Source organism: Thermomonospora cellulosilytica (assembly GCF_014138835.1).
GTDB classification, from domain to species: Bacteria; Actinomycetota; Actinomycetes; order Streptosporangiales; family Streptosporangiaceae; genus Thermomonospora; species Thermomonospora amylolytica.
Window position 1 is genome coordinate 1974102 of sequence record NZ_JACJII010000001.1, and the last position, 25544, is coordinate 1999645.

General features: G+C 67.4%; 23 protein-coding genes. 12 read left to right on the forward strand and 11 right to left on the reverse strand.

The features are described 5' to 3' along the window. The first annotated feature begins 327 nt into the window (after nt 1-327). The 8 genes from HNR21_RS09520 (at nt 328) to HNR21_RS09555 (ending at nt 13156) form a co-directional block, all read left to right on the forward strand. Entirely contained in the window at nt 328-3633 is a 3306-nt protein-coding gene (locus HNR21_RS09520) for a type ISP restriction/modification enzyme (protein ID WP_182708566.1), read from the forward strand. A gap of 720 nt (nt 3634-4353) precedes the next feature. Beyond that, nucleotides 4354-4587, forward strand: coding sequence for a colicin E3/pyocin S6 family cytotoxin (locus tag HNR21_RS36600; RefSeq protein ID WP_182704914.1), 234 nt, complete (start codon nt 4354-4356; stop codon nt 4585-4587). Continuing rightward, on the forward strand, nt 4580-4921 hold the full coding sequence (locus HNR21_RS09530) for a hypothetical protein (RefSeq protein ID WP_182704915.1): 342 nt from the start codon (nt 4580-4582) through the stop codon (nt 4919-4921). Before HNR21_RS36600 ends, HNR21_RS09530 begins: the two co-directional genes overlap by 8 nt. Beyond that, nucleotides 4891-5859, forward strand: a complete 969-nt coding sequence (locus HNR21_RS09535; RefSeq protein ID WP_182704916.1) for an ImmA/IrrE family metallo-endopeptidase — start codon at nt 4891-4893, stop codon at nt 5857-5859. The genes HNR21_RS09530 and HNR21_RS09535 overlap by 31 nt, the downstream gene beginning before the upstream one ends. Nucleotides 5860-6412: 553 nt before the next feature. Further along, a complete protein-coding gene (locus HNR21_RS09540; protein WP_220500108.1) occupies nt 6413-9535 on the forward strand; it encodes a type I restriction endonuclease subunit R in 3123 nt (1040 codons plus the stop codon). Then, complete coding sequence (locus HNR21_RS09545) at nt 9532-10836, forward strand: restriction endonuclease subunit S (RefSeq protein ID WP_182704918.1); 1305 nt, start codon at nt 9532-9534, stop codon at nt 10834-10836. The genes HNR21_RS09540 and HNR21_RS09545 overlap by 4 nt, the downstream gene beginning before the upstream one ends. Continuing rightward, nucleotides 10833-12338, forward strand: a complete 1506-nt coding sequence (locus tag HNR21_RS09550) for a class I SAM-dependent DNA methyltransferase (RefSeq protein ID WP_182704919.1) — start codon at nt 10833-10835, stop codon at nt 12336-12338. Before HNR21_RS09545 ends, HNR21_RS09550 begins: the two co-directional genes overlap by 4 nt. Nucleotides 12339-12787: 449 nt before the next feature. After that, a complete protein-coding gene (locus HNR21_RS09555; protein ID WP_182704920.1) occupies nt 12788-13156 on the forward strand; it encodes a hypothetical protein in 369 nt (122 codons plus the stop codon). Nucleotides 13157-13270: 114 nt separating this feature from the next. On the opposite strand, the gene HNR21_RS09560 is transcribed toward HNR21_RS09555, so the two are convergent. From HNR21_RS09560 to HNR21_RS35940, 10 genes are all read right to left on the reverse strand, one after another. Continuing rightward, complete coding sequence (locus HNR21_RS09560; RefSeq protein WP_182704921.1) at nt 13271-15940, reverse strand: BTAD domain-containing putative transcriptional regulator; 2670 nt, start codon at nt 15938-15940, stop codon at nt 13271-13273. Beyond that, nucleotides 15937-16383, reverse strand: a complete 447-nt coding sequence (locus HNR21_RS09565) for a TadG family pilus assembly protein (RefSeq protein ID WP_182704922.1) — start codon at nt 16381-16383, stop codon at nt 15937-15939. Before HNR21_RS09565 ends, HNR21_RS09560 begins: the two co-directional genes overlap by 4 nt. Before the next feature lie 5 nt (nt 16384-16388). Next, nucleotides 16389-16841, reverse strand: a complete 453-nt coding sequence (locus HNR21_RS09570; protein WP_182704923.1) for a TadE/TadG family type IV pilus assembly protein — start codon at nt 16839-16841, stop codon at nt 16389-16391. Beyond that, nucleotides 16838-17230, reverse strand: a complete 393-nt coding sequence (locus HNR21_RS09575) for a pilus assembly protein (protein WP_182704924.1) — start codon at nt 17228-17230, stop codon at nt 16838-16840. The genes HNR21_RS09570 and HNR21_RS09575 overlap by 4 nt, the downstream gene beginning before the upstream one ends. Then, on the reverse strand, nt 17227-17451 hold the full coding sequence (locus HNR21_RS09580; RefSeq protein WP_182704925.1) for a hypothetical protein: 225 nt from the start codon (nt 17449-17451) through the stop codon (nt 17227-17229). Before HNR21_RS09580 ends, HNR21_RS09575 begins: the two co-directional genes overlap by 4 nt. Nucleotides 17452-17468: 17 nt before the next feature. After that, complete coding sequence (locus HNR21_RS09585; RefSeq protein WP_182704926.1) at nt 17469-18362, reverse strand: type II secretion system F family protein; 894 nt, start codon at nt 18360-18362, stop codon at nt 17469-17471. Beyond that, nucleotides 18359-19051, reverse strand: coding sequence for a type II secretion system F family protein (locus HNR21_RS09590; RefSeq protein WP_182704927.1), 693 nt, complete (start codon nt 19049-19051; stop codon nt 18359-18361). The genes HNR21_RS09585 and HNR21_RS09590 overlap by 4 nt, the downstream gene beginning before the upstream one ends. Nucleotides 19052-19224: 173 nt before the next feature. Continuing rightward, nucleotides 19225-20583, reverse strand: coding sequence for a TadA family conjugal transfer-associated ATPase (locus tag HNR21_RS09595; RefSeq protein ID WP_182704928.1), 1359 nt, complete (start codon nt 20581-20583; stop codon nt 19225-19227). Next, nucleotides 20580-21365 (reverse strand): CpaE/TadZ family protein, encoded by a 786-nt coding sequence (locus HNR21_RS09600; RefSeq protein ID WP_182704929.1) that lies wholly within the window; start codon nt 21363-21365, stop codon nt 20580-20582. Before HNR21_RS09600 ends, HNR21_RS09595 begins: the two co-directional genes overlap by 4 nt. 3 nt (nt 21366-21368) lie before the next feature. Continuing rightward, a complete protein-coding gene (locus HNR21_RS35940) occupies nt 21369-21950 on the reverse strand; it encodes an SAF domain-containing protein (protein ID WP_182704930.1) in 582 nt (193 codons plus the stop codon). Between the two features lie 133 nt (nt 21951-22083). Here HNR21_RS35940 and HNR21_RS09610 point away from each other — a divergent pair, with 133 nt between their 5' ends. Next, nucleotides 22084-22290, forward strand: a complete 207-nt coding sequence (locus HNR21_RS09610) for a hypothetical protein (protein ID WP_182704931.1) — start codon at nt 22084-22086, stop codon at nt 22288-22290. Between the two features lie 585 nt (nt 22291-22875). Here the strand turns inward: HNR21_RS09610 and HNR21_RS09615 are convergent. After that, complete coding sequence (locus HNR21_RS09615) at nt 22876-23400, reverse strand: hypothetical protein (protein ID WP_182704932.1); 525 nt, start codon at nt 23398-23400, stop codon at nt 22876-22878. Between the two features lie 418 nt (nt 23401-23818). Here HNR21_RS09615 and HNR21_RS09620 point away from each other — a divergent pair, with 418 nt between their 5' ends. The 3 genes from HNR21_RS09620 (at nt 23819) to HNR21_RS09630 (ending at nt 25542) form a co-directional block, all read left to right on the forward strand. Continuing rightward, entirely contained in the window at nt 23819-24274 is a 456-nt protein-coding gene (locus HNR21_RS09620; protein WP_182704933.1) for a hypothetical protein, read from the forward strand. A gap of 255 nt (nt 24275-24529) precedes the next feature. After that, nucleotides 24530-24727, forward strand: a complete 198-nt coding sequence (locus tag HNR21_RS09625; RefSeq protein WP_182704934.1) for a hypothetical protein — start codon at nt 24530-24532, stop codon at nt 24725-24727. Between the two features lie 65 nt (nt 24728-24792). Next, the gene (locus tag HNR21_RS09630) at nt 24793-25542 is read left to right on the forward strand and encodes a DUF6879 family protein (RefSeq protein ID WP_246442054.1); all 750 of its coding nucleotides are present in this window, start codon (nt 24793-24795) and stop codon (nt 25540-25542) included. Nucleotides 25543-25544: the final 2 nt, after the last annotated feature.

Genomic DNA, 25544 nt, shown 5'->3' on the forward strand with positions numbered 1-25544 from the left:
ACCCCTGCTCGAACTCGCTTCCTGACCTGCACTAATGCAGCATTGAAGAATGATCGGGACATGGCTGGCTAGCTCGAGGCTAGCACTCCGCACCTGGTGGGACGAAACTTAAACTGGAGTAGTAGAGCTCTGTCAGGACATCCGTTTTAGGGATATCGCTTCGCCCTAATCGGGGCTATCTCATCACCCCTTACAGGTCAACCCAACTCTTGCGGATAGCAACTCATCGCCCTCGGTCTCCTATTTCTGTGAATCAGATGGTGATCAACATGGCTGGCAAGCCCGGGTGTGGGGTGGTGCGCAGAGGGCGGAGCAGCTGTGGTGATCATGGCGCCGGACTGGCTTGCGGAGGCGGTGGCGGAGTTCGGGGAATCCTGCCGGGAGCGGCTCGCCGGGGATGTCGGAGAAGCCGAAGCAGCGATCCGGGGTCCGTTGGAGCAGCTGCTGCGAACAGTGGGTAGCCGGCATGGTTTGGACGTCGTGCCGCATGGGGAGGCGCCGCTGTCGGGTCTGGGGGTCCGGCCTGACTACGCGATCCGGGTGGACGGCGTGGTCACCGGTTACATCGAGGTCAAGAAGCCCGGTGCCCCGCTGGATCCGGCCGCGTTCAAGGGTCACAACCTGCGCCAGTGGCGGCGGCTGCGGGATCTACCGAATCTGCTCTACACCACCGGCACCCACTGGCGGCTGTACAGGGACGGCGAGCTGGTGGGGGAGGCCGTGCTGAACGGCGACCTGCGCACCGCGGGCCGCACCTTGTCGGCGTCCGATTCCTTGCTCGAGCAGGTGTTGGTGGGGTTCCTGCTGTGGGCGCCTCAACCCATCATCTCCGTGGGTGCGTTGGTCAAGGCGGTCGCGCCGCTGTGCCGGCTGTTGCGTGCCTCGGTGCTGGACCAGCTGGCGGCCGAGCGGAGAGCCGTCCGGGAAGGCGCCGACAAGTGGCAGCAGCCGTTCATCGGACTGGCACGTGACTGGCGCAACCTGCTGTTTCCCACCGCCGATGACACCACCTTCGCCGACTACTACGCCCAGACTCTGACCTTTGCGCTGCTGCTGGCCCGCAGCGAGAACATCGATGTGGCAGGTGCGGACATGCACCGGATCGCCAGGCAGTTGGGGGCCGGGCAGGAACACGCGCTGATGAGCAAGGCGCTGCAGTTGCTGACCGACTCGGCCACCGACCAGCTGACCGTCACCTTGGATCTGCTGCGCCGGGTGATCGGCGCAGTCGACTGGCCGCGAGTCCGCGCGGGCCGCCACGATGCCTACCTGCACCTGTACGAGTCGTTCCTAGACGTCTACGACCCAGAACTACGGCAGGACAGCGGCTCGTACTACACCCCGCGTGAGGTGGTCGACGCGATGGTGCGCCTGGTCGGCGACGTACTGGCCACGCGGCTGGACACACCGGGGCGGTACCTGGCCCCGTCGGTGACCACGGTGGATCCGGCGATGGGCACCGGGACCTACCTGCATGCCATCATCGAGCACTCCGCCCGGCAGGCGGCTGCCGCCGACGGGGTCGGCGCGGTCCCCAAGGCGATCACCGGGCTGGTCCGTCGACTGATCGGCTTCGAGATGCAGATGGGCCCGTATGCGGTGGCGGAGATGCGCACCGCCGACCTGCTCAAGCGCCACGGCGCCAAGTCCCCCAAGGGCGGCCTGCGCCTGTATGTGACCAACACCCTCGATGACCCCTACATCGAGGTGATGCAGCTCGCGGCCACCTTCGAGCCGATCGCCCGCTCCCGCCGCCGCGCCAACGAGGTCAAGGCCAACACTCCCGTCACCGTCGTCATCGGCAACCCGCCCTACCGCGAACACGCCGATGGAGAAGGCGGCTGGGTCGAATCCGGCAACCCCAGCACGGCCATACCGCTGGACCGGTTCCGCCTGACCGGCAACGGCCGCATGGAGTATGTGCTCAAGAACCTGTACGTCTACTTTTGGGCGTGGGCCACCTGGAAGGTGTTCGACGCCCACGTCGATGACCGCCACGGCGTGGTCGCCTTCATCACCACCTCCGGCTACCTCAAGGGGCCCGGGTTCAAGGGCATGCGCCGCTATCTGCGCCGCACCTGCAGCGAGGGCTGGATCATCGACGTCACCCCCGAAGGCATGCGCCCCGACGTATCCACCCGGGTCTTCCGCGGTGTGCAGCAGCCCCTGGCCATCGGCATCTTCGTCCGCCGTTCCGACACCGACCCCGACACTCCCGCCACCCTGCACCACACCAAGGTCACCGGCCTTCGCGAGGACAAGTACCGGCAACTGACCGCCCTCACCCTCGACAGCCCCCAGTGGCGCAGGGTCCGGACCGACTGGGAGGCCCCTTTCACCCCGGCCGCCGACTCGGCCTGGGACGACTACCCCGCACTGGGTGATCTGTTCCCATGGACGGCACCGGGAATGAAGCCCAACCGCACATGGGTCTACGCACCCTCTCCTGAGATTCTGCAGCGTCGCTGGGCCAGGCTCATCGGGGAGACCAACCCCACCCGCAAACGCGCCCTGCTGAAGGCCACCCGAGACCGTGACCTCGACTCCAACGTGCAGCCGCTCCCTCGCGGGAACAAACACTCGACGACGCTGGGGAAGGAGACCGGGCCCTGCCCCGAGCCCCGGCGCATCGCCTACCGATCCTTCGACCGGCACTGGGTCATCCCCGACCGCAGGGTCATCGACTTCCCACGACCAGAACTGTGGGATGCCGAACAGGCCGGGCAGATCTTCATCAGCGAGCAGCATGCCCAGCCCATCGCGCCTGGCCCGGCGATCACGTTCGCCGCTCTGGTTCCCGACATGCACCACTTCAAGGGCAGCGAGGGCGGTCGTGTCCTGCCGATGCTTCACCCCAACGGATCGCCCAACCTCGCGCCCGGCCTGACCGCCGAGCTCACCCGCCGGCTCCGCGTCCCCGTCACTGTCCAGGAGGTGATCGCCTACATCGCCGCGGTCACCTCCCACGCGGCCTTCACCGCCCGTTTCCTGGACGAGCTGGCCACTCCAGGCGTGCGGGTACCGATCACCAGCGACCCGCAACTGTTCGCTGAGGCCGTGGCCCTCGGCAACACTCTGATCTGGGCGGCCACCTACGGGGCGGCAGCCGCCGACCCTGACCAAGGACGCCCGGCCGACACGATCACCTTTCCCCCAGGGGACGAACGGCGCGTCACCAACCTGACCCCCATCGGAGACCAGCTTCCCGAAAAGATCACCTACGAGGAGCCCTCCCAGCGGCTGCATGTCGGCGCCGGCACCTTCACCCCAGTGACACCCCGCATGTGGGAGTACGAGGTCAGCGGAATGAACGTCATCCGGCACTGGTTCGGCTACCGCAAGGCCAACCCCGCAGGCAAGAAGACCAGCCCACTCGACGACACCCACCTCGACCAGTGGCCCCACGAATGGGTGACCGAGCTCAACGAACTCCTCACCGCCCTGCGCCGCATCACCGACCTGGAACCCGACCAAGCCGCGCTCCTGGACCGCATCCTGAACGGGCCGATCATCACCCGAGCCGCTCTGGCCTCTGCCGGGGTGAAGTTCCCCGCGACGTCCAAGGACCGCAAGCCCCGCTACGGCCTCAGCACATCAGAATCCGATGGCGAGGGACAGGGAGTCCTCATGTAATTCACCAACGAGCTCGTGCAGGGTTGCTGGTGCAGTGTCGCCGTGGAGCGGCCGATGTATCACGTTGGCCGGTCGGTCGTGTGGTTGCGGTCTGCTGGTGGGAGCGAGGTGCTTCGAGCTTTCCGGACAGCTTTTGGTGGGCATCTACGCTGCCTGCTGCCGGCTCAGGTACTCGGTTGGGTCGGTGGGGTTCTTCCTCGTCGGTGGTGTGAGCGCCATCGGCGGGAAGCGTTCCTGCTCATGTTTCCCCAGGCCGCTGTGATCAGACGACTCTGGCGTGGTCCAAGAGCCGGTGCATGGTCTCCACGGGCAGTGCCGGGTTGGTCGCCGTCCCGCGCCCTCGCCGCCCGCCTGGACAGGCCGACCCAGCCGCTACCGCTCCGGCGTGCCGCTGGCCGGCCTCATCCTCTGACTCCACCACCACGAATTGCCAGACACAACCTAGCGGGAAGCAAGTGATAGTCCAGCCGTATGCAGTGGTTCGTTGATCCACCCCCCTCCTAGCTGAGGGGGGTGGAGCCACATCTGGCGAAGATCGTTGCCGGGTTGGCTAGACGTTGAGGGCAGCCAACATGTCACTCACCAACCACCACTTTGCATCCAGATGGCTACTCTGAGTGACATTTGGCTCGATGTACCGGTTGCCCAAAAGTCTCCGGACAACTAGGGGTCGTGTTGGCTAGATTGTGACTTCGTCGTAGTCGGACGGGAGCTGACCGCTTGCCCTACATCCCCCGGCCAACCCCGTGCTTCCTAGATCAACAGGTCGCGTGTGGCGCTCCTGGAGGAAGTAAGCGTTGGCGAAACGAGCGAGGTGACCGATACTACGAGTGGGACCCCTTCCACGGGCACATCGAGGTGTACAACAAGCGGGGCCGGCACCTCGGTGTCCTCGATGCCGTGACCGGGAGGATGATCAAGGGGCCAGTCCCAGGGAGGAAGATCGATGTCTAGGCAGCAGACGTTCGTCGCGGCCTGCCTGGCAGGCGACGCTCTAATCGTTGATATCGACGACTGGGTCGACCGTTGGCATGATGAGGCTGGGGCGCCTGGAGGCCAGCAGATAACTTTGGCTGATTACCTGGGCCTCACCCCAGAAGAATATGAGCTGTGGGTGGAGCGGCCAGAGTCCTTGCGGTTCGTCCTGAGTTCACGGAGGAACCTTAGTGGGGTAAGCCCGCACATCGGTCGCGACATAAAACTACTGGCGGCAGCTGCGAGAGCTGCTAATGATGAGGAAGCGGCCAGTGTTCTGGCATGGCTTCAGCAGACGGGGCGGATTGCTTGACATCTCCCCCTATCATCGCCAGAATCGCAGAACAAATTTTGGTGCGGCTGGGGCTGAAGCCTCCTGTCGATGTCGACTGTGCGATCGAAAATTTTGCCGACCTGGTAGAGCTTAGCTGGCCATTTGACTGTGATGGGGTGGCCGACCTTCGTGGGGATCGAGCTAAAGTCTTCATCAAGAGTGACGCACCGCATCGCAGGAAGCGATTCACTAAGGCCCACGAGCTAGGGCATGTTGTTATCGGCTGGCATGTCGGCACGGTCGGTTGTCACATTGACCCTCTGGATAATGGTGATGGTGGATCGCTCAAGCGACTCCAAGAGCAGGAGGCAAACCAATTTGCATCCCACCTGCTAATTCCTGATTCTCTGATTGGACCCCTGGGGAGAGGATACGTTCCTGTACCGGAAATCCTGGAGACGTTGGAGATTGCAGAGGTATCCGCTGCTGCAGGCATCATTGCGCTGCGGCGTGTGCTTCTTCCTGGATATATCTTCGTAGTTCCAGGTGTGGACAGTTGGATATGTAGCAGCGGAACTCAGGTTCACGCTAGAAACATAGCAGAACTCAAGAGTGCTGCTGTCAATCATGGGGTTTCCTGTCATCAGGGGCGGTCCATTCGATGGTTTCAGCTCGCCGAGGCGGGCCATGTTGAGCTAACTCATAGCGATCCGAGCGAGACCCGTCACATCCTGGTGAGCATCCTGCAACGCCTACGGCCGAACGAGGATTGTGATTCGCTTGTTCGTAGCATCTATGGTGTGATCGGTGGGCTGCTGTCGAAGTACAAAGTGCAAGATCCTGCACAGGTGATAGGGATCCTTCGGTACAGGTTTGCCAGCCATGATCTTTATATCGACCTTGCAAGGGACCCTGAGTTTGATGTTTTTCTGCAGCGTAGGGCAATAGAGATAACGGAGTCCCGGAAGACAGGGTGAGGCTGGATGCCGGGACCCCTCTGATTGAAAAACAAGTTATGCCCTCTGCGGTCCTGAGCGTATGCAGTGTGGCCACAACCGGCCAGGGTTGCCTCTATGACCAACCCGGCTGATTCGCTTATCCTGCAATGTTCTGCGCAGCGTCGAGGGCAGATGAGGGGTCATGGCGGAGCCGATCGATGAGCTGGCTGGGCGGTCGCGCAACTTCGGGTTCCTGATGGAGCACGAGCCGCTGCTGGTGGCGGACGGGGCGGCTGCTGAGGCTTACGTCTACAGCGATCCGGACGCGTCGATGGGCAAGGCCCGGCGGTTCACTGAGACGTTGGCGAAGTTGCTGGTCAGCCGGACACAGACGTCTGTGCAGGGGACGACGCAGAGCGCTCGGCTTCAGGCGCTCAGCCAGGTGGGTGTGTTGGTGCCGGCTGTGCGTCGGGCTTTTGATGAAGTCCGTATCTCGGGGAATCGGGCCGTCCATACGCACTGGGGTGATGTGCGGGAGGCCCTGAAGTGCGTGCGGACGTGTTTTGAGCTGGGGGTGTGGTTCCACCGTGCCGTGACCGGCGAGACCGGTCCGCTCGGGTTCGTTCCGCCGCCTGACCCGACGACGCAGGTCCCCGGCTCTGCGGCGGAGCGGGATGAGCTGGCTGAGCTGCGGCGCGAGCTGGAGGAGTACCGGCAGCGGCTGGCCGAGGTCAAGGTGCTGCGGGACGGTCAGATCTCCAGGCTGGAGGCTGAGGCCCGGGCGCGGCGGCAGGCCGAGGAGGAGTTGGCCCGTGTGCTGGCCGACCGGGAGCAGCTGCGCGCCCTGGTCGAGCAGAGTGAACAGCGGGCGGCCGAGGCCTGGGCGCGCCTGGACGCGAAGATGGCCCGGGCGCCGAAGGTCGGCGCGGTGCAGCGGGACGCCTTCATCGCCCGTGCTCAGCAGGCCGCGGGGACGCCGCTGACCGAGGCCGAGGTCCGCGAACGGGTGGATGCGATGCTGCGGCTGGCCGGCTGGGCCGTGCAGGACGCAGACGAGGTCAACCTGTTCGCCGCCCGGGGGGTGGCCGTCCGGGAGGTGCCGACCGCCCAGGGCGTGGCCGACTATCTGCTGTGGGTCGATCAGGCGCTGGTGGGGGTGATCGAGGCCAAGCGGGAAGGCACGATCCTGACCCCGGTGGAGACCCAGTCGGCCCGCTACGCCGACTCGCTGACCGCCTCCCAGCAGGTCGCCGCCTGGCGGACCCCGTTGCCGTTCCGGTACGAGACCACGGCGGTGGAGACGCACTTCACCTACACGCTCGACCCGGCCCCGCGTGCCCGGCGGGTGTTCTCGTTCCACCGGCCGGAGACGCTGGCCCGCTGGATGCGGGAGGCGGACGCCGAGCCCGACGCGCCCACGTTCCGCGCCCGGCTCCGGGAGCTGCCGCCGCTCGACCCCCGGGGCCTGCGCGCCGCCCAGGTCCGTGCGATCACCGGGCTGGAGGCATCGCTGGCTCGGGACGAGCCGCGGAGCCTGATCCAGATGGCGACCGGGGCGGGCAAGACCTACATGGCGGTCACCCAGACCTACCGGCTGCTGAGGCACGCCAAGGCCCGGCGGGTGCTGTTCCTGGTGGACCGCAACAACCTCGGCAAGCAGGCGTACACCGAGTTCGACAACTTCGTCACCCCCGACGACGGCCGCAAGTTCACCGAGCTGTACAACGTCGAACGCCTCGGCGCCGCCCCGATGAAGGACTCGACCAAGGTCGTGATCTCCACCGTGCAGCGCCTGTACTCCCGGCTGCGCGGCCAGCCGGTGGACCCGGACGTCGAGAGCGAGGAACTCGACTCCTACCAGACCGACACCGGCGGCGTGGTCGAGGTGGAGTACAGCGCCGACCTGCCGCCGGAGACGTTCGACCTGATCATCGTGGACGAGTGCCACCGCTCCATCTACGGCGTGTGGCGGCAGGTGCTGGAGTACTTCGACGCCTACCTGGTGGGCCTGACCGCCACCCCGGTCAAGCAGACGTTCGGGTTCTTCCACCAGAACCTGGTCAGCGAGTACACCTACCGCGAGTCGGTGGCCGACGGTGTCAACGTCGACTTCGACGTCTACCGCATCCGCACCGAGCACACCGAGCAGGGCGCCACCATCGGCCAGGGCACGGTCGTGCCGATCATGAACCGTCCCACCCGCCGGCGGCGGTACGAAGAGCTGGACGATGATCTGATCTGGACCGGGTCCCAGCTCGGCCGCAAGGTGATCAGCACCGGGCAGCTCCGGCTGGTGCTGGAGACCTTCCGCGACCGGTTGTTCACCGAGATCTTCCCGGGCCGCAGCTACGTACCCAAGACGCTGATCTTCGCCGTGGACGACAACCACGCCGAGGAGATCGTGCAGATGACCCGCACGGTGTTCGGCAAGGGCAACGACTTCTGCAAGAAGATCACCTACCGGGCCAACGACCCGGACGCCCTGATCGCCGAGTTCCGCAACTCCCCGGACCTGCGGATCGCCGTCACCGTCAACATGATCGCCACCGGCACCGACATCCGCCCGCTGGAGTGCGTGTTCTTCCTGAACGAGGTCAAGAGCTGGTCGCTGTTCGAGCAGATGAAGGGCCGCGGCGCCCGCACCGTCGACCCCGCCGAACTCAAGCAGGTCACCCCGGACACCGACGCCAAGACCCGCTTCGTCATCATCGACGCGGTCGGCGTCACCGACTCGCCCCGCGTGGACGCCACCCCGCTCGCCCAGTACGGCGAGAAGAAGATCAGCTTCAAGAAGCTGCTGGACAAGGCCGGAACCCTCACCCTGACCCCGGACGAGGCATCCACCCTCGCCGGACGGCTCGCCCGCCTGGGCAAGCAGATCACCCCCGACGAGCGCGCCGAGCTGGAACAGCTGGCCGGCTGCCCGCTGCACGAGGTGATCTCCTCGGTGTCCAGCTGCGCCGACCCCGACGCCCTGCAGACCGCCCAGGAGACCGGCGGTGACGCCGCCGTCCGCTCCCTGGTGGTCCAGGCGGTCCGGCCACTGGCCGAGAACCCCGGCCTGCGTCAGCGCCTGCTGGAGATTCGCCGTGCCCACGACATCGTCTGGGACGAGGTCAACCGCGACACCCTCATCGAGGCCGCCGCCCAGGACCCCAAGCTGCGCGCCCAGGAGGTCATCACGTCCTGGCGGGCGTACCTGGCCGAACACCGCGACGAGATCACCGCGATCGAAGCCGCCTACCGCAGCGGCGTGTCCGGCCGCGTCGCCTACGCCAAGCTCAAGGAACTCGCTGCACGCATCGCCCGCCCCCCGCACGAGTGGACCCCCGACGAGCTCTGGCAGGCCTACCAGCGCCTCAACCTGGCCGCCGGCAAGCCCGGCGCGGAACACGGTCCGATCGACCTGATCGGCCTGATCCGGTACGAGCTGGGCCTGGACGAGCAGCCCAAACCGCACCGGGATGTCGTCGAGGAGCGCTACGCTGCCTGGCTTGTGAAGCAACAGCAGGCCGGGGCCACCTTCACCGCCGACCAGCGGTGGTGGCTCGACCGCATCCGCGACGTGATCATCACTCACGCCGCCATCGACCCCACCGAACTGGACAAGCCCCCCTTCACCGGCCGCGGCGGCATCGACGGCTTCCTCCGCACCTTCGGCGACGACAAGGCCGAAACCCTCCTCACCGACCTGAACGAGAACCTCACCGCATGACCGAGCCCTTCGCAATTCCGGCGAGTTGGCAGTGGGTGACTTTTTCGGATGTCGCTCGCGTAGCGAGCAATCTCGTGTCGCCTCTAGAGTACCCAGACCTGCCACATATTGCGCCCAATCACATCGAGTCCGAGACGGGTCGGCTGCTTCCATACAAGACCGCAGCAGAAGATGGTGTCACCAGCTCGAAGCATCTGTTTGAGCCTGGCCATATCCTGTACTCTAAAATTCGTCCGTATCTGGCCAAAGTTGTGCGCGTCGATTTCAGGGGTGTCTGCAGTGCGGACATGTACCCTATTGAGGCGTCTATAGACAGCCGATACCTTTTCTGGTGGCTGCTTACCCCGACATTCACCAGCTTGGCGGCGGGTCATCAAAGCCGCGTCGTTTTGCCGAAGATCAACAAAGAAGCTCTCGGTAAGTTGCCTGTCCCCGTTCCCCCGCTCGCCGAGCAGCGCCGCATCGTCGCCGCCCTCGAAGACCACCTCTCTCGACTAGACAAGGCACGGCAACTCGCGGCGACGGCTCGCAAAAGGCTTGATCACTTGCGTGCATCTCTTATAAGCGCCCGGCTGGGCTCGATGGATGCGCCGCGTTTTCGTTTGGGGGATGTTGCGACAATTGCGAGCGGCCATACACCAAAAGGGGTCTCAGACTATCTGAAGCCCCAGCCGGGCGCTGGGATGATTCCCTACTACAAGGTTGGCGACATGAATCTGGTCGCAGGCCGCTATATGAGCGAATCCCGCACTTATCTGTCGTCCGAAGACGCGGCGAGTCTCAAGCTGCATGTACGGCCAGCTGGGACGGTTCTCATCCCCAAGCGCGGTGGAGCCATACACACCAACAAGAAGCGAATAATGCAAACAGCTGCTGCGTATGACCTCAATACGATGGGTATTGTACCATCTGAGAAACTGGATCCGGTCTACTTGTGGTACTGGTTTGAGCAGCTTGACCTATCCTCCATTGCGGATGGCTCGAATGTGCCTCAAATCAACAAACCGGACCTTGTGGACCTAGTGATTCCCATTCCGGAATTGGGGCGGCAGAAAGAGATTGCCTCTGCGCTTGATGAGGCGATGGGTGGGATTCAGCGGATCGCAGACATCCCAGTGATAGCAAGGGCGTCCTCGCTGCACAGGGCGTTGTTGGCGGAGGCGTTCGCAGGACGGTTGGTGGCTCAGGATCCGGCGGACGAGCCTGCTTCGGTATTGCTGGAACGGATTCGCAGCGAGCGGGCGGCGCGGGGGCCAGTGCGGCGTGGCCGGCGGAGCAAGGGGCAGGAGGCGGTGCTGTGAGCGGGGCGGAGACGCGGCGGCTGGTCGCGAAGCTGTGGAACTACTGCGACGTGCTGCGGGATGACGGGGTCTCCACGATCGACTACGTTGAGCAGCTCACGTACCTGCTGTTCCTCAAGATGGGGCATGAGCGGGCCAACCGCAGGAGCTTTCCGGATCTGGCGCTCAAGCCGGTGGGGGATGCCTGGCAACGGCTGCTGGACGCCGACGGTCAGGAGCTTGAGGACGAGTACAACCACGTGCTGCGGGAGTTCGGGCAGCGGCAGGACACGCTCGGCGTGATCTTCCGCAAGGCGCAGAACCGGATCCAGGACCCGGCCAAGCTCAAGCGACTGATCGTCGACCTGATCGACAAGGAACAGTGGTCCAGCCAGGGCGTGGACGTCAAGGGCGACGCCTACGAGGAGCTGCTGGCCAAGGGCGCCGAGGACATCAAGTCGGGGGCGGGGCAGTACTTCACGCCGCGTGCGCTGATCTCGGCGATCGTGGACTGTGTGCAGCCCGGCCCGGACGACACGATCTGCGACCCGGCCTGCGGGACGGGCGGGTTCTTGCTGGCGGCGCACGACTACATCCAGCGGCACCATGGCAGCGACCTGACCCCCGAGCAGCGGGATCGGCTGGCCGGGGGCGGGATCAGCGGGGTCGAGCTGGTGGACGGCACCGCCCGGCTGGCGGCGATGAACATGCTGCTGCACGGCATCGGCAAGCCCAACGGGCCGTCGCTGATCGAGGTACGCGACGCGCTGGCCGAGCCGTCGCGGACGTATCCGAGCGTGGTGCTGGCGAACCCGCCGTTCGGACGCAAGTCGTCGATCACCGTGGTGACCGGAGACGGCAAGGCCAGCCGGGAGGACATCGAGTACACCCGGCAGGACTTCTGGGTCACCACCAAGAACAAGCAGCTCAACTTCGTCCAGCACATCGCCTCGATGCTGGGCATCCCCGGGCGGGCCGCCGTGGTCGTGCCCGACAACGTGCTGTTCGAGGGCGGGGCCGGGGAGACGATCCGGCGGCGGCTGCTCAAGCAGTTCGACGTGCACACCCTGCTGCGGCTGCCCACCGGGATCTTCTACGCGGGCGGCGTCAAGGCAAACGTGCTGTTCTTCGACAAGAAGCCGGCCCGGCCGGACGGTGCGTGGACCTCGAAGCTGTGGGTGTACGACTTCCGCACCGGTCAGCACTTCACGCTCAAGCAGAACCGGCTGACCCGCGAGCACCTGGACGACTTCGTCAAGTGCTACCGCCCGGGGGAGCCGCGCGACAACCGCATCGAGACCGAACGGTTCAAGGCGTTCACCTATGAGGACCTGCTCGCCCGCGACAAGGTCAACCTCGACATCACCTGGCTCAAGGACCCGAGCCTGGAGGACGCCGACAGCCTCCTGCCGCCGGACGTGATCGCCCGGGAGATCGTGGAGGACCTGGAGGCGGCCTTGGCCGAGTTCACCGCCATCGCCGAAGCCCTCGAGCAGGCTAAGGGCCGTCCTTCTGAAGGATGACCGTCGCAAACTGAAGGTGACTGCGGGATTCTTGTGCGGGTGAGGCAGCGGACTCTCGCCCGCACAAGAACTGGTCCGGCCGCTTCGTCGGAGGACGGCATCTGAATAGGCCCAGAATCATCTTGTTGATGGGCTGGTCCTACGGATGCTGCTGTCGGCTATGCCTGCTCCCGCGCCGTGTTACCGGATCTGCTGGAGCCAGTGCCGCCGTGGTTGCCTGCAGGGGAGGCTTCGACGGGCTGGCTGTGCTCCTTGCTTTTCGCAACCAGCATCTTGGATTTGGCGACAAGTGGCCTTTGTGTGGGGCACTTGACGGTGTGATTCGAGTGGCGGGACTGTCGGTGGGCGCGGAAATTCCCAATCAATGGGATTGGGCTGCGCTAGTGGAAAGGGCCGCCATGGCTGTCTCAGCTACGCCGAACTCGGCTCCCGAAGACATCATCGGCCTGGTGCTCGGCACGGTCGAGGAACTTGCGGAGGAATCCCGTATCGATCCCGACGCCACACAGCGGATCGTCGACACTCGGCACGGACGCCTCGGTATCCGCCCCTACCGGCCGGGTCTCACCGATCCTGGAACCGCCTGGCCAGGTGACCTCGACTGGGCGGCTCTGATCGTCTACACCGGGGACGACGCCCACGACGCCTCTGAGGTGTACGTGATCCCGGGCGCTCACTTCACGCAGGACGCCTTCGATACGGGAGGGCTCCTGCAGCACGTCGACTACCAGGGCGCCGATCAGCCAGGGGTCTTCTGGGTCGACCTGCAGGAGGAGGACTCGCGTCGCGCCCGACTGGCGGCTTACTGGATCAGGTGAGCACTGACCCGAAGCCAGCTTGATGGATCCATGTGCCTCTGGGGTGAACCATGCCCCAGAGGCATATGTTGCTTTCAGCAGGCCATCTGAGGGGTTTGCGGCTGGCTAAGCCGATCATGAGCGGTGCAGCAGCGCATCGAGAAGCTGATGGGTTTGGTCGTCGGGTTCGGCGTCGAGAGCCGCCAGGCGGGTGGCGAGGAGTTGGTAGGTGCGGCGGACGGCGTCGGAGCGGCCGAGCTGAGCCTGTAGACGCATGACTGATTGGTAGAGGGGCTCGGAGTAGGGGTCGTGGTTGAGCGCCTGCTCCAGGATGGCCAGAGCCTGGTCCGGGTGGTCTGTTTGCGTGAGGCCGGCGAGGTGGGCCAGTGCGTCGATGGCGGTGCGGCGTAGGTGCTCGCGGTGGGCTTCGGCCCAGTCGTGGGTGAGGTCGGTGGCGAAGTCTGCGGTGTAGAGGGTTGCGACCGGCTGCAGGGCGTGAATGCGGTCAGTGTCATCGGCGGCTTGGCGGGCTTCCGCCAGGGTGGTTTCCAGGCGCCAGAGGTCCACGTCGATGAGGTGGGGGTCCAGGCGGTAACGGGCGCTGGCGTGGATGACGAACATGGGTTCGCGGAGGCCGATGGCTTGGCGCAGAACCTTGCGGATGTTGTTGATGGCGGTGTGGAGCGCCATGGGAGTGGTTTCGGGGTCTCGGTCGGGCCAGAGGGCGGCGGTGACTTGTTCGCGGGTGGCGCCGTTGGGGTGCAGGGCCAGGTAGGCGAGGAGTTCGCGGGCGCTGCGGCGTAGGCCGGTGTTGATAGGGACGCTGGCGGCCTCCAGGCGTACGGGGCCGAGGACGTGGAGCTTGACCGGGTGTTCGTCGGTTTGAGCAGGGCCGGGTGTCGCCGGGGTGGAGGGGGTGGGTTCTGCGGCCCTGGGGGCAGGGATGGGGGCCGGTTCGTCGTCGGGGCTGTGGGCGGTGCAGAGCGTGCGGAGCAGGTCGTGGGCGTCGGGTTCGGTGACCTTGAACAGGCGGGTGCCGGTGAGGGCGTCGGCGTGGGGGCCTTGGGCTTGGGTTGTGGTGCCGTCGTCGGTGATGTGCAGGGTGGTGGCGGCGGGCCAGGGGCCGAGGACGATGGCGGCGATGGCGTAGCGGCTTCCGAGCTGGATGAGGGCGTGCAGGGCGTGGCTGGGCTCGGGGGTGATGACGACCAGGGTGGGGAGGGGCTCGCTGGGGTCGGCGGCACGCAGGGCGGCGACGTTGGGCTGGTCGGCGTTGTCGAGGAGCCGGGCGCGGTGGATGGTCTCGGTTTCCAGGTGGGTGATGGCCGCGGCCGGTGTGGGAGTGATGACGAGGCCGGGCTTGGCTGAGGCCAGGGCGGTGAGGTCGGCCTTGGGGAACAGGGCTTTGGCCACCTGTTCGGGGATGATGAGCGTGGCGCGGTCGCGGTGTGACTTGGCCAGTAGCTCGGTGGCGATGGCGCGGGCGACGTTGAGGGCGCCTGGGCCGTCGAGACCGAGGCCCAGGCCTGCCAGCGGGACGGTGACCTCATGGCCGTCGCGGACACCGAGGGTGAGCCGGTCGGGTGCCGGTGTGGCGAGGTCCTGTTCGACGAGCTCGGTGTCGGTGGGGATCGGTTCGTTCTGGTCGGCGTAGGTGTCCAGGTGGGCTTTGCGGACCTTGGCCGCGGCCGCGGGTGGGACCGGCTCGGGGGCGGGTTGGTTGGGCCAGGTGTCGCCGTAGGTGCGTCGGCGGCGGCGCTGTAGGCGTGCGGCGGCTATGGCGATGCTGATCGCTGTGGCCAGGCCGATGCCCACGTGGGTGCCGGTGGACAGGGTGGCGGTGAACGGTGGGGCGTCGTTGCGCTCGCTATCCACCCGTTGTGGTGCGGATGTTTGGCCATGGTCGGCTGGCGGTGACGTCACAGGGGTGGACGGCGGATGGCTGGAACGCTGTGGGGACGGCGCCTGGGTCGGAGGAACGGCGTCCGGGGCCGGGTCTGTCGGGGTGGGGGAGGCGACCCCGGTGGCCTGCTCCTGTGGCTGACCTGTGGTCGGCGTAGTGCGTTGAACGTTCCGCTGATGTGGGGGCGTGCCGTCTGCCGGGTGTGGGATGCGGATCCGTTGGCCGGGGCGAATGTGGTCAGGGTCGGTCAGCTTCGGTAGGCCCTGCGGCTGGTCGAGGTTCTTGCTGGCCCGGAAGATGCGCGGGTAGAGCCGGCCTGCGCCGTACTCGCGGCGGGCGATGCTCCACAGCGTGTCGCCTCGCTTGATGACACGAGTGCGCCAGCCCTTTCCTTCAGGCTGAGCGGCGCTGGTCGCCGGGGACGGTGCCGTCTCCTGCGCCGAGCCGGTAGACGGAACGCTTGTCTGAGCAGCGGCGATAGGCACAGCGTGCGCCGCCGGTGTGGTGGACGGGCCGGTGAGGGTCGCGGTCGTGCCGAAGAGCAGGGCGGCCATGGCGACCAGGTCACGGGCCAGGTACTGCATGGGGCGTGCCGGTCCGGGCAGGCGTGGTACGGGACGGCCGGCCAGGTAGCCGATGACTTCGGCGATGACGATGACGACCAACAGGAGCCAGGCCGCCCAGCCGATCAGCCGGACCGCCCCGAGGAACAGGCTGTGATCGGTGTCCGGCCGCATCAGCACACCCGACACCTGCGACCAGGTTGGCAGGCCGTTCGGGATCGGTGACCCGCCCACCACATACAGGCCGACCGGTACGGCGACGAACAGCAAGACCAAGGCGGTGAGCGCGCCGAGGCCACGCCAGACGTCGGCGGCACGAGCAGTCCGTGGGCGGGTCATCGATGGGGTCCTTCCACTCCGGTGGTCAGGTCGGCGACCGCCTCGGCCTCGGCGCGCAGGGTGGAGATGCCGATGACCGGCAGGAACAGGGCGGGTTTGGTCACCGTGACGTGGACGCGGATGGCTCTCGGCCCGGCTGCGGTGACGGTGCCCGAGTAGCCTCCGGCGCGGAGGTACCGCTGGGCGGCGTGCAGGGCCGCCTGCTGGTCGATGACGTAGCGTCCGTTCTGGTACGCCCGGTCGAGGTCGACCTGTCCGGCGCCGGCGCGGGCCGCCTCCTGGGCGGCGATGCCGGCGTCGTGGCGGGCTTCCAGCTTGCGTTCGAAGTCGACCACAGCGCCGAAGAACACCACCACGACCAGCGAGATGATGATGGCGAACACGCTCAGCGCGCCCCGGTCCGAAGCTTCTCGCCTGGCCAACACCACGCCCCGCAACCGCATGAACGTCACCGCCCTCGATACGGGTCGATGGGGGAGCGGTGGGTCTTGGTGACGGTCCGGGAGCCGGGCATCCCCGGTAGGGCGATGTCGCTCAACTGGATGACGCAGCGGACCTGGGCGGTCACCGTCCCCTCCTTGCCGACCGGGCGGGCGAAGTCGGACAGGTCGAGGGTCACCTGTGGCGTGCAGTGCAGTCCCTTGTCCCGCAGGGTGGCCAGGGCGCTGGCGGTCGCGTCGGCGCGTGCCTGTGCGGCGGTGCGGGCGATGGAGGCATGGCGGGCGGCGTCGGCGGCGGCCTGGCTGACGACCGCGCTGCCGTGCTGGATCCGCATCGCGACCAGCAGCGCGGCCAGGAACAGCACGAACAGCGGCGCCAGGATCGCCGATTCGACGACCGCGTTCCCGGCGTCGTCACGGCGCCGGACACGTCGGCCACGGTGGCTTGCGGTAGTGGTCATGGTTGCTGTGGTGTGGTGAATCGTTCGCGGGCGCCCCGTGCCGTTCGGGCCACGGCGATGCGCATCCCGGGCAGCACGGTCGGCGCGTGCCCGGTCACGCGAACGGTGATGGTGTCCGAGCCGCTCACCGACACCGCCGGGGCCAACAGGACGGGTTCACGGCGGGCGAACCCGACGGCCGCCGCCTGCCCGGCCGCGTGCGATCCCTGGTGCGCACGGGCGACCCGGAGTCCTTCCTCGGCCGCAGCCTGGGCCACGTCACGGGCGACCGACACCATGACCGCCTGCGCCAGCGCCAGGAACAGCGTGGCGATCGCCGGGAAGACGATGGCGATGGTGATCGAGGACGAACCTTGATCGTCGGTCCGCCGGGTCATGGCCCTGCTCACCCGGGGATCTTGCTGATCCAGCTCTGCACCTTGCCGGAGACGGCGAGGTAGATGGTGAAGGCCAGACCGGCGAAGCCCGCCACGATGATGATGGTCTCCACGACATTGGAGCCCCGTTCCGAGTCCTCGCGCAGGTCCCGCCGGGCGCGTTCCACCCGGTCCTCCCAGAACGCCACGGTGGCCTCCGCCGCGGCGTAGGGGAGTATGCGTAGCTGTCGCAAGATGCCTCCAAGAAAGGTCAGCCCGAGCCCAGAAGCCGGGAGAAGAACGGGAAACCGACCAGGATCACGAAGCCGAGCATCAGCAGCGAGGTCGGCACCCACATGGCGGTCGTGCGGGAGTTGGCCTCCGACCGGGCGGCGGCCGAGGCCTCGTGCCGCATGGCGGCGATCTTGGCGACCAGGACGTCGTGCATCTTGGCGCCCTCGCCCCCGGCGATCTCGGCCGTGTGCGCCAGGTCGATCAGGTCGCGAACGTCGATGTCCTCACCGAGCCGCGCCAGCGCCCGCCACGGCTGCTGCTGGGCGTGACGCGCTCGGGTCAGCGCCTGGTGGACTCGCTGGAACGGCCACCCGTCGGCGACCTTGGCCGGTTCCTCCAACGCGGCGTTCAGGGCCGCGCCCGCCTCGCGTTCCAGCACGACGAGCTGCAGATAGGAGGTGAACGCATACCGGAAGTCCCGCCGGTGCCGGCGAGCCGCCGACCGTATGTCCAGGTCCGGAACGAACGACAACCCCACACCCAGCGCCAGGCTGGCCAGGACCGGCAGCGTCCACGGCACCGAGCCGCCGACGAGCGCCACCAGCCCGAAGAACACCGACGGCGTGACCAGCCCGGTGACGAACAGGGCGAGCTTGTCCAGCATGAATCGCTCGACCGTGCGGTCCAGCAACGCCAGATCACGACGCGGAACGGCCAGCATCCCCGCAGGCCGGGCCAGATGCTCGGCCAGCCACCGGCCCAGATCCTCACGCCCACCAGCGGAACGCGGCAGCGTCGAGGCGGGCAGCGACGTGGCCTGGATCCGGGCGAGCGCGGCATCCAGGCGAGGCGGCGCCGGCCGCAGCTCCCGGACGATGAGGAGGACCCCGCAGGCCCCCAGCAGACCGGCCACGATGGCGAGCGTGGTCACCGCCCCACCTCCGCCCGGTCGCCCCGCAGGAAGCGAGTCCCGGTGGACAGCACCGACAGCCGCCGCATCCACCACAAGCCCACGGCGTAGATCCCGGCGACCACGGCCAGCACCGCCTGCCCCAGCGGCGTCCCGTACGGGGCCGCGAGCGTCTGCGACATGACGAACAACGCGCTCAACGCTCCGATCGACAAGACGATGACCAGCAGCGTCGTACGCAGGCTCGCGCGTTCGGCCTCGACCTGGCGGCGGACGATGACCTCCTGCTCCACCGCGTCGGCCAGCAGACTCAACGCCTCCCGTGTTCCGGGGCCGCGGCGCTTGGCGGCCAGCACCAGGGCGCAGGCGATCAGGTCCCCGATCGGGTCGTCGAGGTCGTCGGCGAACGCGCGCAGCGCCTGCTCGGTGTTGGCGTGGTTGTTGAGCCGGTCCGCCAGCCGCGACACCGGCTCACCGATGGCCGCCGGGGCGATGCGGGCACTGTCGGCAAGGGCCTGCTCCAGGCCACGGCTGGCGCCCATCACCTCGGCCAGCCGCCGCGCCCACGCCGCCAGCGCTTCCAGCCGGGTGATCCGCTGCTGCGGTTCCCGGCCCGACAGCATCGGCGGCAGCACGTACACGGCCGCGCCGACCGCGACGGCCGCCACCGGCCACCGCAGCACCAGCAACACCACCAGCCCGACCGCCACCGCCCCGGCCAGCCGCTTACGCCGTGCCGGTGACGTGACGTCGCGTATCCACAGCCGTAACCGGGACGGTGGACGAGTACCACGCTGTTGTGGGCCGGCCCCCGTGATGCCCGTCCACAGAACGAGGACGGCCGCAGCGGCGCAGCCCCCCGCACATGCCGCCAGCAGCACCATCAGCCCCAGCCCCCTGCGGCCACGCCCGCATCCGCCTGCAACAGCGCAGGGTCGAACCCGCACGCCGACAGCTCGGCCAGCAGCTCGGAGCTGATGTGCCCGCCGCTCGGTGTCGCCCGCCCGTCAGGACCTGGCACGAAGATGTGATTGCGGGTCGGCTCCACCGAGTCCCCCGGCGGCCCGACCTCCATCACCTCCGACACGTACCGCTCATTGGTCGCAGGATCGCGCTGGATGTAGATGACCAGCGGCTCGGCGAGTCCGAACATCAGATGCAGATCCTCAGGCGACAACCCAAGATCGGCGCGGCGGCCGAGCTGGACGACCCGGTTGAAGACGTGCTCGGGCCGGTGAACGTGCAGGGTGCACATGGAGCCGCGCGCCCCGCTGTACATCACCTCCAGCATCGGCGCGAGCTCCCCTTGCCGGGCCTCACCCACGATCACCCGGTCCGGGTTGAGCCGCAGACAGGCAGGCACCAGATCCTGAAGACGAACCAGGCCGGCGCCCTCGGCGTTCGCCTGCCGGGCCTCCAACGCGACCACGTCATGGTGCCGATGCGCCAGCCGCGGATCGTCCAGGAACAGCTCGAAGTCGCTCTCCAGCGTGATGATCCGCTCCTCGGGCGGGATCTCGTTCGCCAACGCCCGCACCAGCGTGGTCTTGCCGGTGTTGACCTCCCCGCACACGATGACGTTCCGCCGCGCCCGCACGGCCGCGCCCAGAAACGCCGCCAGCGGCTCGGACAACGTCCCGATGTCGGTCAGCTGCCGAAGGGTGACGTCCACCAGCCGATGCACCCGGATCGCCAGATGCGGATGCCGCGACACCCAATGCACCACCGCCAGCCGCACCCCATCGGCCAAAGCGACATCCAGCAACGGGTTGGCGTGCGAGAACTCCCGGCCGCTGTTGCCCCGCCGGGCCAGCAGCTGGATCCACTCCACCAGGTCTTCGTCGGTCTCGGCGACCGGCGGCCCGGGCTCCTTGACCCCGTTGGTGTAGGTGATCCAGGTCTGGCGGCAGCCGTTGACGACGATGTTCTCCACGTCCGACCGTTCCAGGTATGGCTGCAGCGGCCCGAGCCCGAACCGGTGGTCGAACACCGCCCGTTCCACCCGCCGCTGGTCCTCGACCGACAGCATCGGCCGGCCGGCGGCCATCTGCTCGTGCGCCCATGTCCGCACCTGAACGGCGATGAGCCGGCGGGCCTCGTCGCGGTCGATGTCATCGCCCAGCACGTCCACCAGACGCTGGCCGACCTCCCGTACCGCCGCCCACATGTCCACCGGGGCATGCGCCTGTGGCGAGGAGCCGTCCATCCGTTGTCCCGCATCGATCCCGGCCCAGCCCGTCACCGGCCACTCCCCAACAGCACCTGGTCGCCTTCGAGCAGGCGGCGATCCTCAACGGCCTTGCGGACGCGCCTGCCCAGGCCGTCCACCGCCCGCATCAACAGCGAGGACCTGAACGTCATCCGAGGCCGGGCTCCGTCCGACAGCACCCGAGCGTCCGCCACCGCCAAGGGCAGCTCACCGAACACCGGCAGCTCCAACACCCGAGCCACATCCGCGGAGCCGTACGAGCCGTCCTCGATCAGGCACAACCCGATCGGCACCCCACCGCCGACCAGCCCACGCAGCACCTCCAGCCGAGGAACGGCCGCGTCCACCTGCGCCAGCGTCCGACGCATCACCACCACGACCGCATCCGCCGCCTCCAGCAGCGGCACCGGCGTGTCCGGCGACCCCACCCGCCCCAGATCGGCGACCACATCACCCGGGACGGCCGCGAACGTCTCCGCCAGCGAACGCCACAACGGCGCCACCTGCTGAACGTGGCGGGGATCGCGGATGCCGTGCAGCAGCTCCGCCTGCCCGTCCTCGGTGAGCGGAAGCGTGTACTCGCCCAGCGCCTCAGCGGTGGCACGAGGATCGGGCTGCACCGCCATGGCGAGCCCGAGCAGCCCCGGCCCCGGAGACTGCCGCAACCGTTCCGCCATGAACCCCGGCAGCACCCGCCGCCCCGCCGGATCGCACTCAGCCAGCAGCACCCGCCCCGGCCAGGTCAACGCCAGCCCCAGCGCCGTCGTCGTCACCCCCGGCGCCCCACCGGGCGAGATCAGGCAGTACAACGCCACGGCTCAGCCCCTCCTCGCCGTGACCACCAGCGCCACCAGCCCGGCCGCCGCCTGCCGCGCCACCGCGCTGCTCTGCGCATCGGCCACCAGCAACGACACCGCGACCGTGCCTTCGGCATCCGGCTCGCCCACCTGATCGACGACCGCCGCAACGTCCCCGGCCCCCGCCCGGCTCTCCACGCCGCCAGCGGCACCCGCCGACGCCTGCGAGCCGTTCCCGGGCGTGAACACCACCCGCACCTGCCACCCAGGAGCCAGCCCCGCCGGCACCTGACTCGGCTTCAGCGGCACCGTCACCAACGCCTGCCCCGGCTGCGGCGACACCTGCCCCGTCACCTGCGACGCCGCCAGCAACGTCCCCCGCTTCAACCCCACGGCCGCCCGACGCCCGACCACCTCGTCCAACCGGCCGCCAGGAATCGTCTGCACTACCGAATCCACCGCCACCTGGGCGACATCCAGATCAGCCCGCCCGATCTCCTGCCCCACCGGCACATCCCGAGCCACCCGAACGACCGGCACCCGCTCACTGGAGCTCTGGAACAGGTAGACGTTCGTCAACACCGCCAACGCCACCAGCAGCACCCCGGCGGCGATCCACCCAGGCCGCCGCTGCCGCGCCAACCGCCGAGACACCCGCCCAGGCGCACGCCCCACCGAGACGTCCCCCGCCTCCCGCGGCCCCGGAACCTTCGGCGAAGTCTTACCACTCGTCGCCATGAACGCCCCCTACCTGTACAAGCCCTGCGCCTCGGCCACCCGGACCGGGAACGTCACCGAACGAGTCAGCGGCGGCAACGCCCCACCCGCGCCGCCCGAACCGACCCACGTACCGCCCCACACGACCGTCACCCGCACCCGATACGCCCCGCCCGGCAGCCCGGCCGACGACCGCGTGAACGTGTACGAGCAATCCGTCCGCTGAGAAACCGCAGGCCGAGACCGGTCATACGCCGCCCCAGGCCCCGCACACCGCACCGCCGCCTGCCCGTTCCCCGGCTCGATCAACAGCGTCTGCGGCCTGGCGGTGACCTCGATCCACACCCCGCCCGCCTCGGCCCGGCTGGTCAACGGCCGCCAGTTCGCCACCCAGAACCAATGCGGCAACCCCACCAGCCCGTCACGCCCCCGAGGCGGAGCAGACCGCACCACAGGTGCCGGAACCGGCAACCGCCCCCACTCCGTGATCGCCAACTGCCCAGGCGAGACTTTCGGCTTGCCGCCCCCCTCAGCCGGGAGCGGGATTTCATCGCAAGCGCCCAGTCCGGCTCGCCACCAGGCGCACAACCTGGGCGGTGGTTCCCCGGATGCACTGTCGCCGGCCGAGTTCTGCACAGGCTGTCCTTGGCCGCCGACTCCAACAGCCTGCGGGCGGCTGTCCGATCGAACGCCGTAGAAATAACTTTTCTTATTGACTTGAGGCGGTATGGGATCGAGTGCGGATGGGGCACCGGCCATCAAGAGCGCGAGCACAGGAGAGCCCACCAGAGCGGCGGTCACGTACATTCCGTCAGCAACCCTCACCCAGCACAACGAACTTGCTGATCCTCCAGCGTCCGTCCGAGTGCTTCTGCATGAGCGCTTTGATGCTCTCTTCCTTGACCCCGCGGTTGATCTTCCGCTGAGTCGTCGCGTCCATCAGGCCGGAGTTGCTGCTGTCCTGGCAGTCGTGAACAGTCGCCTTGTCGCCTTCCACCTTGACGCTCTTGATGTGCGGGACTGAGGCGCCGTACGAGGTGAGGTTCTCCGCGTGCAGGTCCTTGATCCGATCGAGGATGCGGGAGAGCTGCGGATCAGTCAGGTACTGGGCCAGCCGCTGCCGACGGGTCCCCTCCGGGAGGGTGTCCGCCCGGTCCAGAAGCGCCACCGACTCGACATAGGTACGCCGGACCTCGGCCGTCTCGTCTGCCGGGGACGGGGTGACGGCTGTGGGAACTGTGATGTCCGTACTCGGCTTCGGCGGGAGGTCGACCGCCGCGCCATCGTTGTTGCTGCATCCCAGTGAGACAAGGATGCCGAGCTGAACCGTGGCCAAGGAGAAGATTCGGCGAAACGGTGTGGTGGAGGCCCCATATCGGCCAATGCTGTCCAACTCGGCACCTCCAGACCCTTGATCACGACCGGCTCGCCCACCTATGCGTGAGAAGGCTTCGCAAGCCTGTGCGAGCTGTGATGGTAATCCTGCGGCAACACCTTCGCTTCGAAACCGGCCTGACCTTGAGAAAAAATGCATCAGCAAGTTTCAAAGCGCTGCCATGTCCGGTCGCCATCAAGTCTGTTATGGGTGGAATGTGCCAGATTGAAACAGAGGTGATCCGGTAATGCATGAGAGCTTGCCGTCGAGGCGGGAGCCCGGACGTCCGCAGCGATTGATGTGGCTGCTCTGCCCGCTCGCCGGAACGGGCAGAGCCTTGACCATGATCGGCTCTGCCCATGGGGCTTATGGTGCTTCCGTGGCCAAGATCGAATCCCCGGACCTGGGGGACCAGGAAACCCGCGCTCGGCTCAGGCGGCTGCTGGACCGTCTGAAGGACGACCTCGGTCCGGCCATCGAGGTCCAGGATGACGACGGTGACTGGTGGATGGCGTGGGTCACCCCGACACGTCCTGGCGCGCTCGGGTTCGGCTGGATCTACCGCGGTGACATCATCTTCCAGCTCGACGTCGGCGGGGTGCGCTGGGAGCTGGGCCGCACTCCCGAGGACCTGGACTTCATCGAGAAGATCACCCAGGCTCTCATCGACGGCAGGGTGTATTCCATCCAGGCTCCCCACCGGGTTCGGGTCGTGGTCACCCTGCCCGACGGCTCCCGGGAGACGTCGACCACGAACACCGGGCTCAGAGGCTGCCTGCCGCTGCCGTTCTGGACCCGCTGGGGACAGCGCACCCGACACGTCCCCTACCGGTGATCACCGGCTGGCTTCGGGTCCGCTTGTTAGGAGGCCAGCGGCAGGACGAGAGTGAGGACGTCCATGAGGGAGGCATCGAGCCAGCCAGCGCAGGCGGGACACCCTGCGCCAGCACCAGTGCTTGTAGGTGTTGGTGTCGTTCTGGCAGAGGTACACGCCGAGCAGTGCAGTATCTGCTGACGACGGCGCGGTGGCCGTCGGTGTCGCTGGGGGATCATCCCGCTGAACGCTGACCGCACTCACGCCAGGCGTCGGGTGTGGCCGGAGCACACCTTCGTCATCAGCGACACCGAGCTGGTCACCGTGGAACGGGTGTCAGGCTTTCTGCCGGTGTCCCAGCCGGCAGAAGCCGCAGACTATCTGGCGGTGTGGAAGCGGTTGACGTCGTTGGCCGTCACCGGCCATAAGGCCCGACAGATCATCACCAGGCTCCACGATGGCCTTGAGGCCTGAAGTCGACGCGGGCGACTGTCAGGCGGCGAAGACGTCTCAGGTTCGGTGTGGAACGGAGGGCCGTGATGCCGCTCGAACTGATCGGTGAGGACCCTGACTCGCCCGAGGGACACTGCCCCATCGTGTACATCGACCCCAACACGGGAGACTTCTACTTCCGGGGCCTGCTCATCACCGACCCGTTGGTCCTCGCCGAGATCGCCCGGCACGGCACCCTCCACGCCGATGAGGCGGTGGTGCGGCTCCCGGCCCGCATGACATCGATCATCGCCGAGGCCGCCGCCGGCACCTACGAACCGGGCCGCCTGGGGCACGGTCCGGCCGACAGCACCGAAGCGCTCAAGGTCGCCAAGCACACCGCGCTGCACCTGGAGATGCGCGACACCTACGACCCCTCCCACCCGGCCTATCAGGACTTCCTGTCGGGCGGCTCGGGCTGGTACGAGATGACCAACTGGCGTCAGATCGTCCAGGACGCGGTGGGACGCGGCGTGACGATCCGTCGCGCTCGCGTGATCTCCGAACCGCCGTCGGACTACATCCGGTGGGAGCACATGCTCACCGCCCAGAACGTCGATGCGGGGGAGCAGGTGCGGTGGCTGCCGCGTGACCGGGCGTGGGATCTGATGCTGCCCGGTGCGGACTTCTGGCTGTTCGACCACAAACTGGTGATGTTCAACTTCTGTGGAGGGGACGGCACCGAGATCCCCGAGGAGAAGAGCAGCAACGACCCGACCGTGGTCGCGCGCTGCCTGGCGGCGTTCGAGCAGGTGTGGGAACGGGCGATCCCACATGAGCAATACCAGCTGCCCTAAAG

What these genes read in the sequence shown, in the direction of transcription:
- HNR21_RS09610 (WP_182704931.1), top strand. Translation starts at nt 22,084, where the DNA reads ATGAACGCCCCCTACCTGTACAAGCCCTGCGCCTCGGCCACCCGGACC.
- HNR21_RS09530 (WP_182704915.1), top strand. Translation starts at nt 4,580, where the DNA reads ATGTCTAGGCAGCAGACGTTCGTCGCGGCCTGCCTGGCAGGCGACGCT.
- HNR21_RS09545 (WP_182704918.1), top strand. Translation starts at nt 9,532, where the DNA reads ATGACCGAGCCCTTCGCAATTCCGGCGAGTTGGCAGTGGGTGACTTTT.
- HNR21_RS09560 (WP_182704921.1), bottom strand. Translation starts at nt 15,940, where the DNA reads ATGACCCGCCCACGGACTGCTCGTGCCGCCGACGTCTGGCGTGGCCTC.
- HNR21_RS09535 (WP_182704916.1), top strand. Translation starts at nt 4,891, where the DNA reads ATGGCTTCAGCAGACGGGGCGGATTGCTTGACATCTCCCCCTATCATC.
- HNR21_RS09570 (WP_182704923.1), bottom strand. Translation starts at nt 16,841, where the DNA reads ATGACCACTACCGCAAGCCACCGTGGCCGACGTGTCCGGCGCCGTGAC.
- HNR21_RS09630 (WP_246442054.1), top strand. Translation starts at nt 24,793, where the DNA reads ATGCCGCTCGAACTGATCGGTGAGGACCCTGACTCGCCCGAGGGACAC.
- HNR21_RS09520 (WP_182708566.1), top strand. Translation starts at nt 328, where the DNA reads ATGGCGCCGGACTGGCTTGCGGAGGCGGTGGCGGAGTTCGGGGAATCC.
- HNR21_RS09565 (WP_182704922.1), bottom strand. Translation starts at nt 16,383, where the DNA reads ATGCGGTTGCGGGGCGTGGTGTTGGCCAGGCGAGAAGCTTCGGACCGG.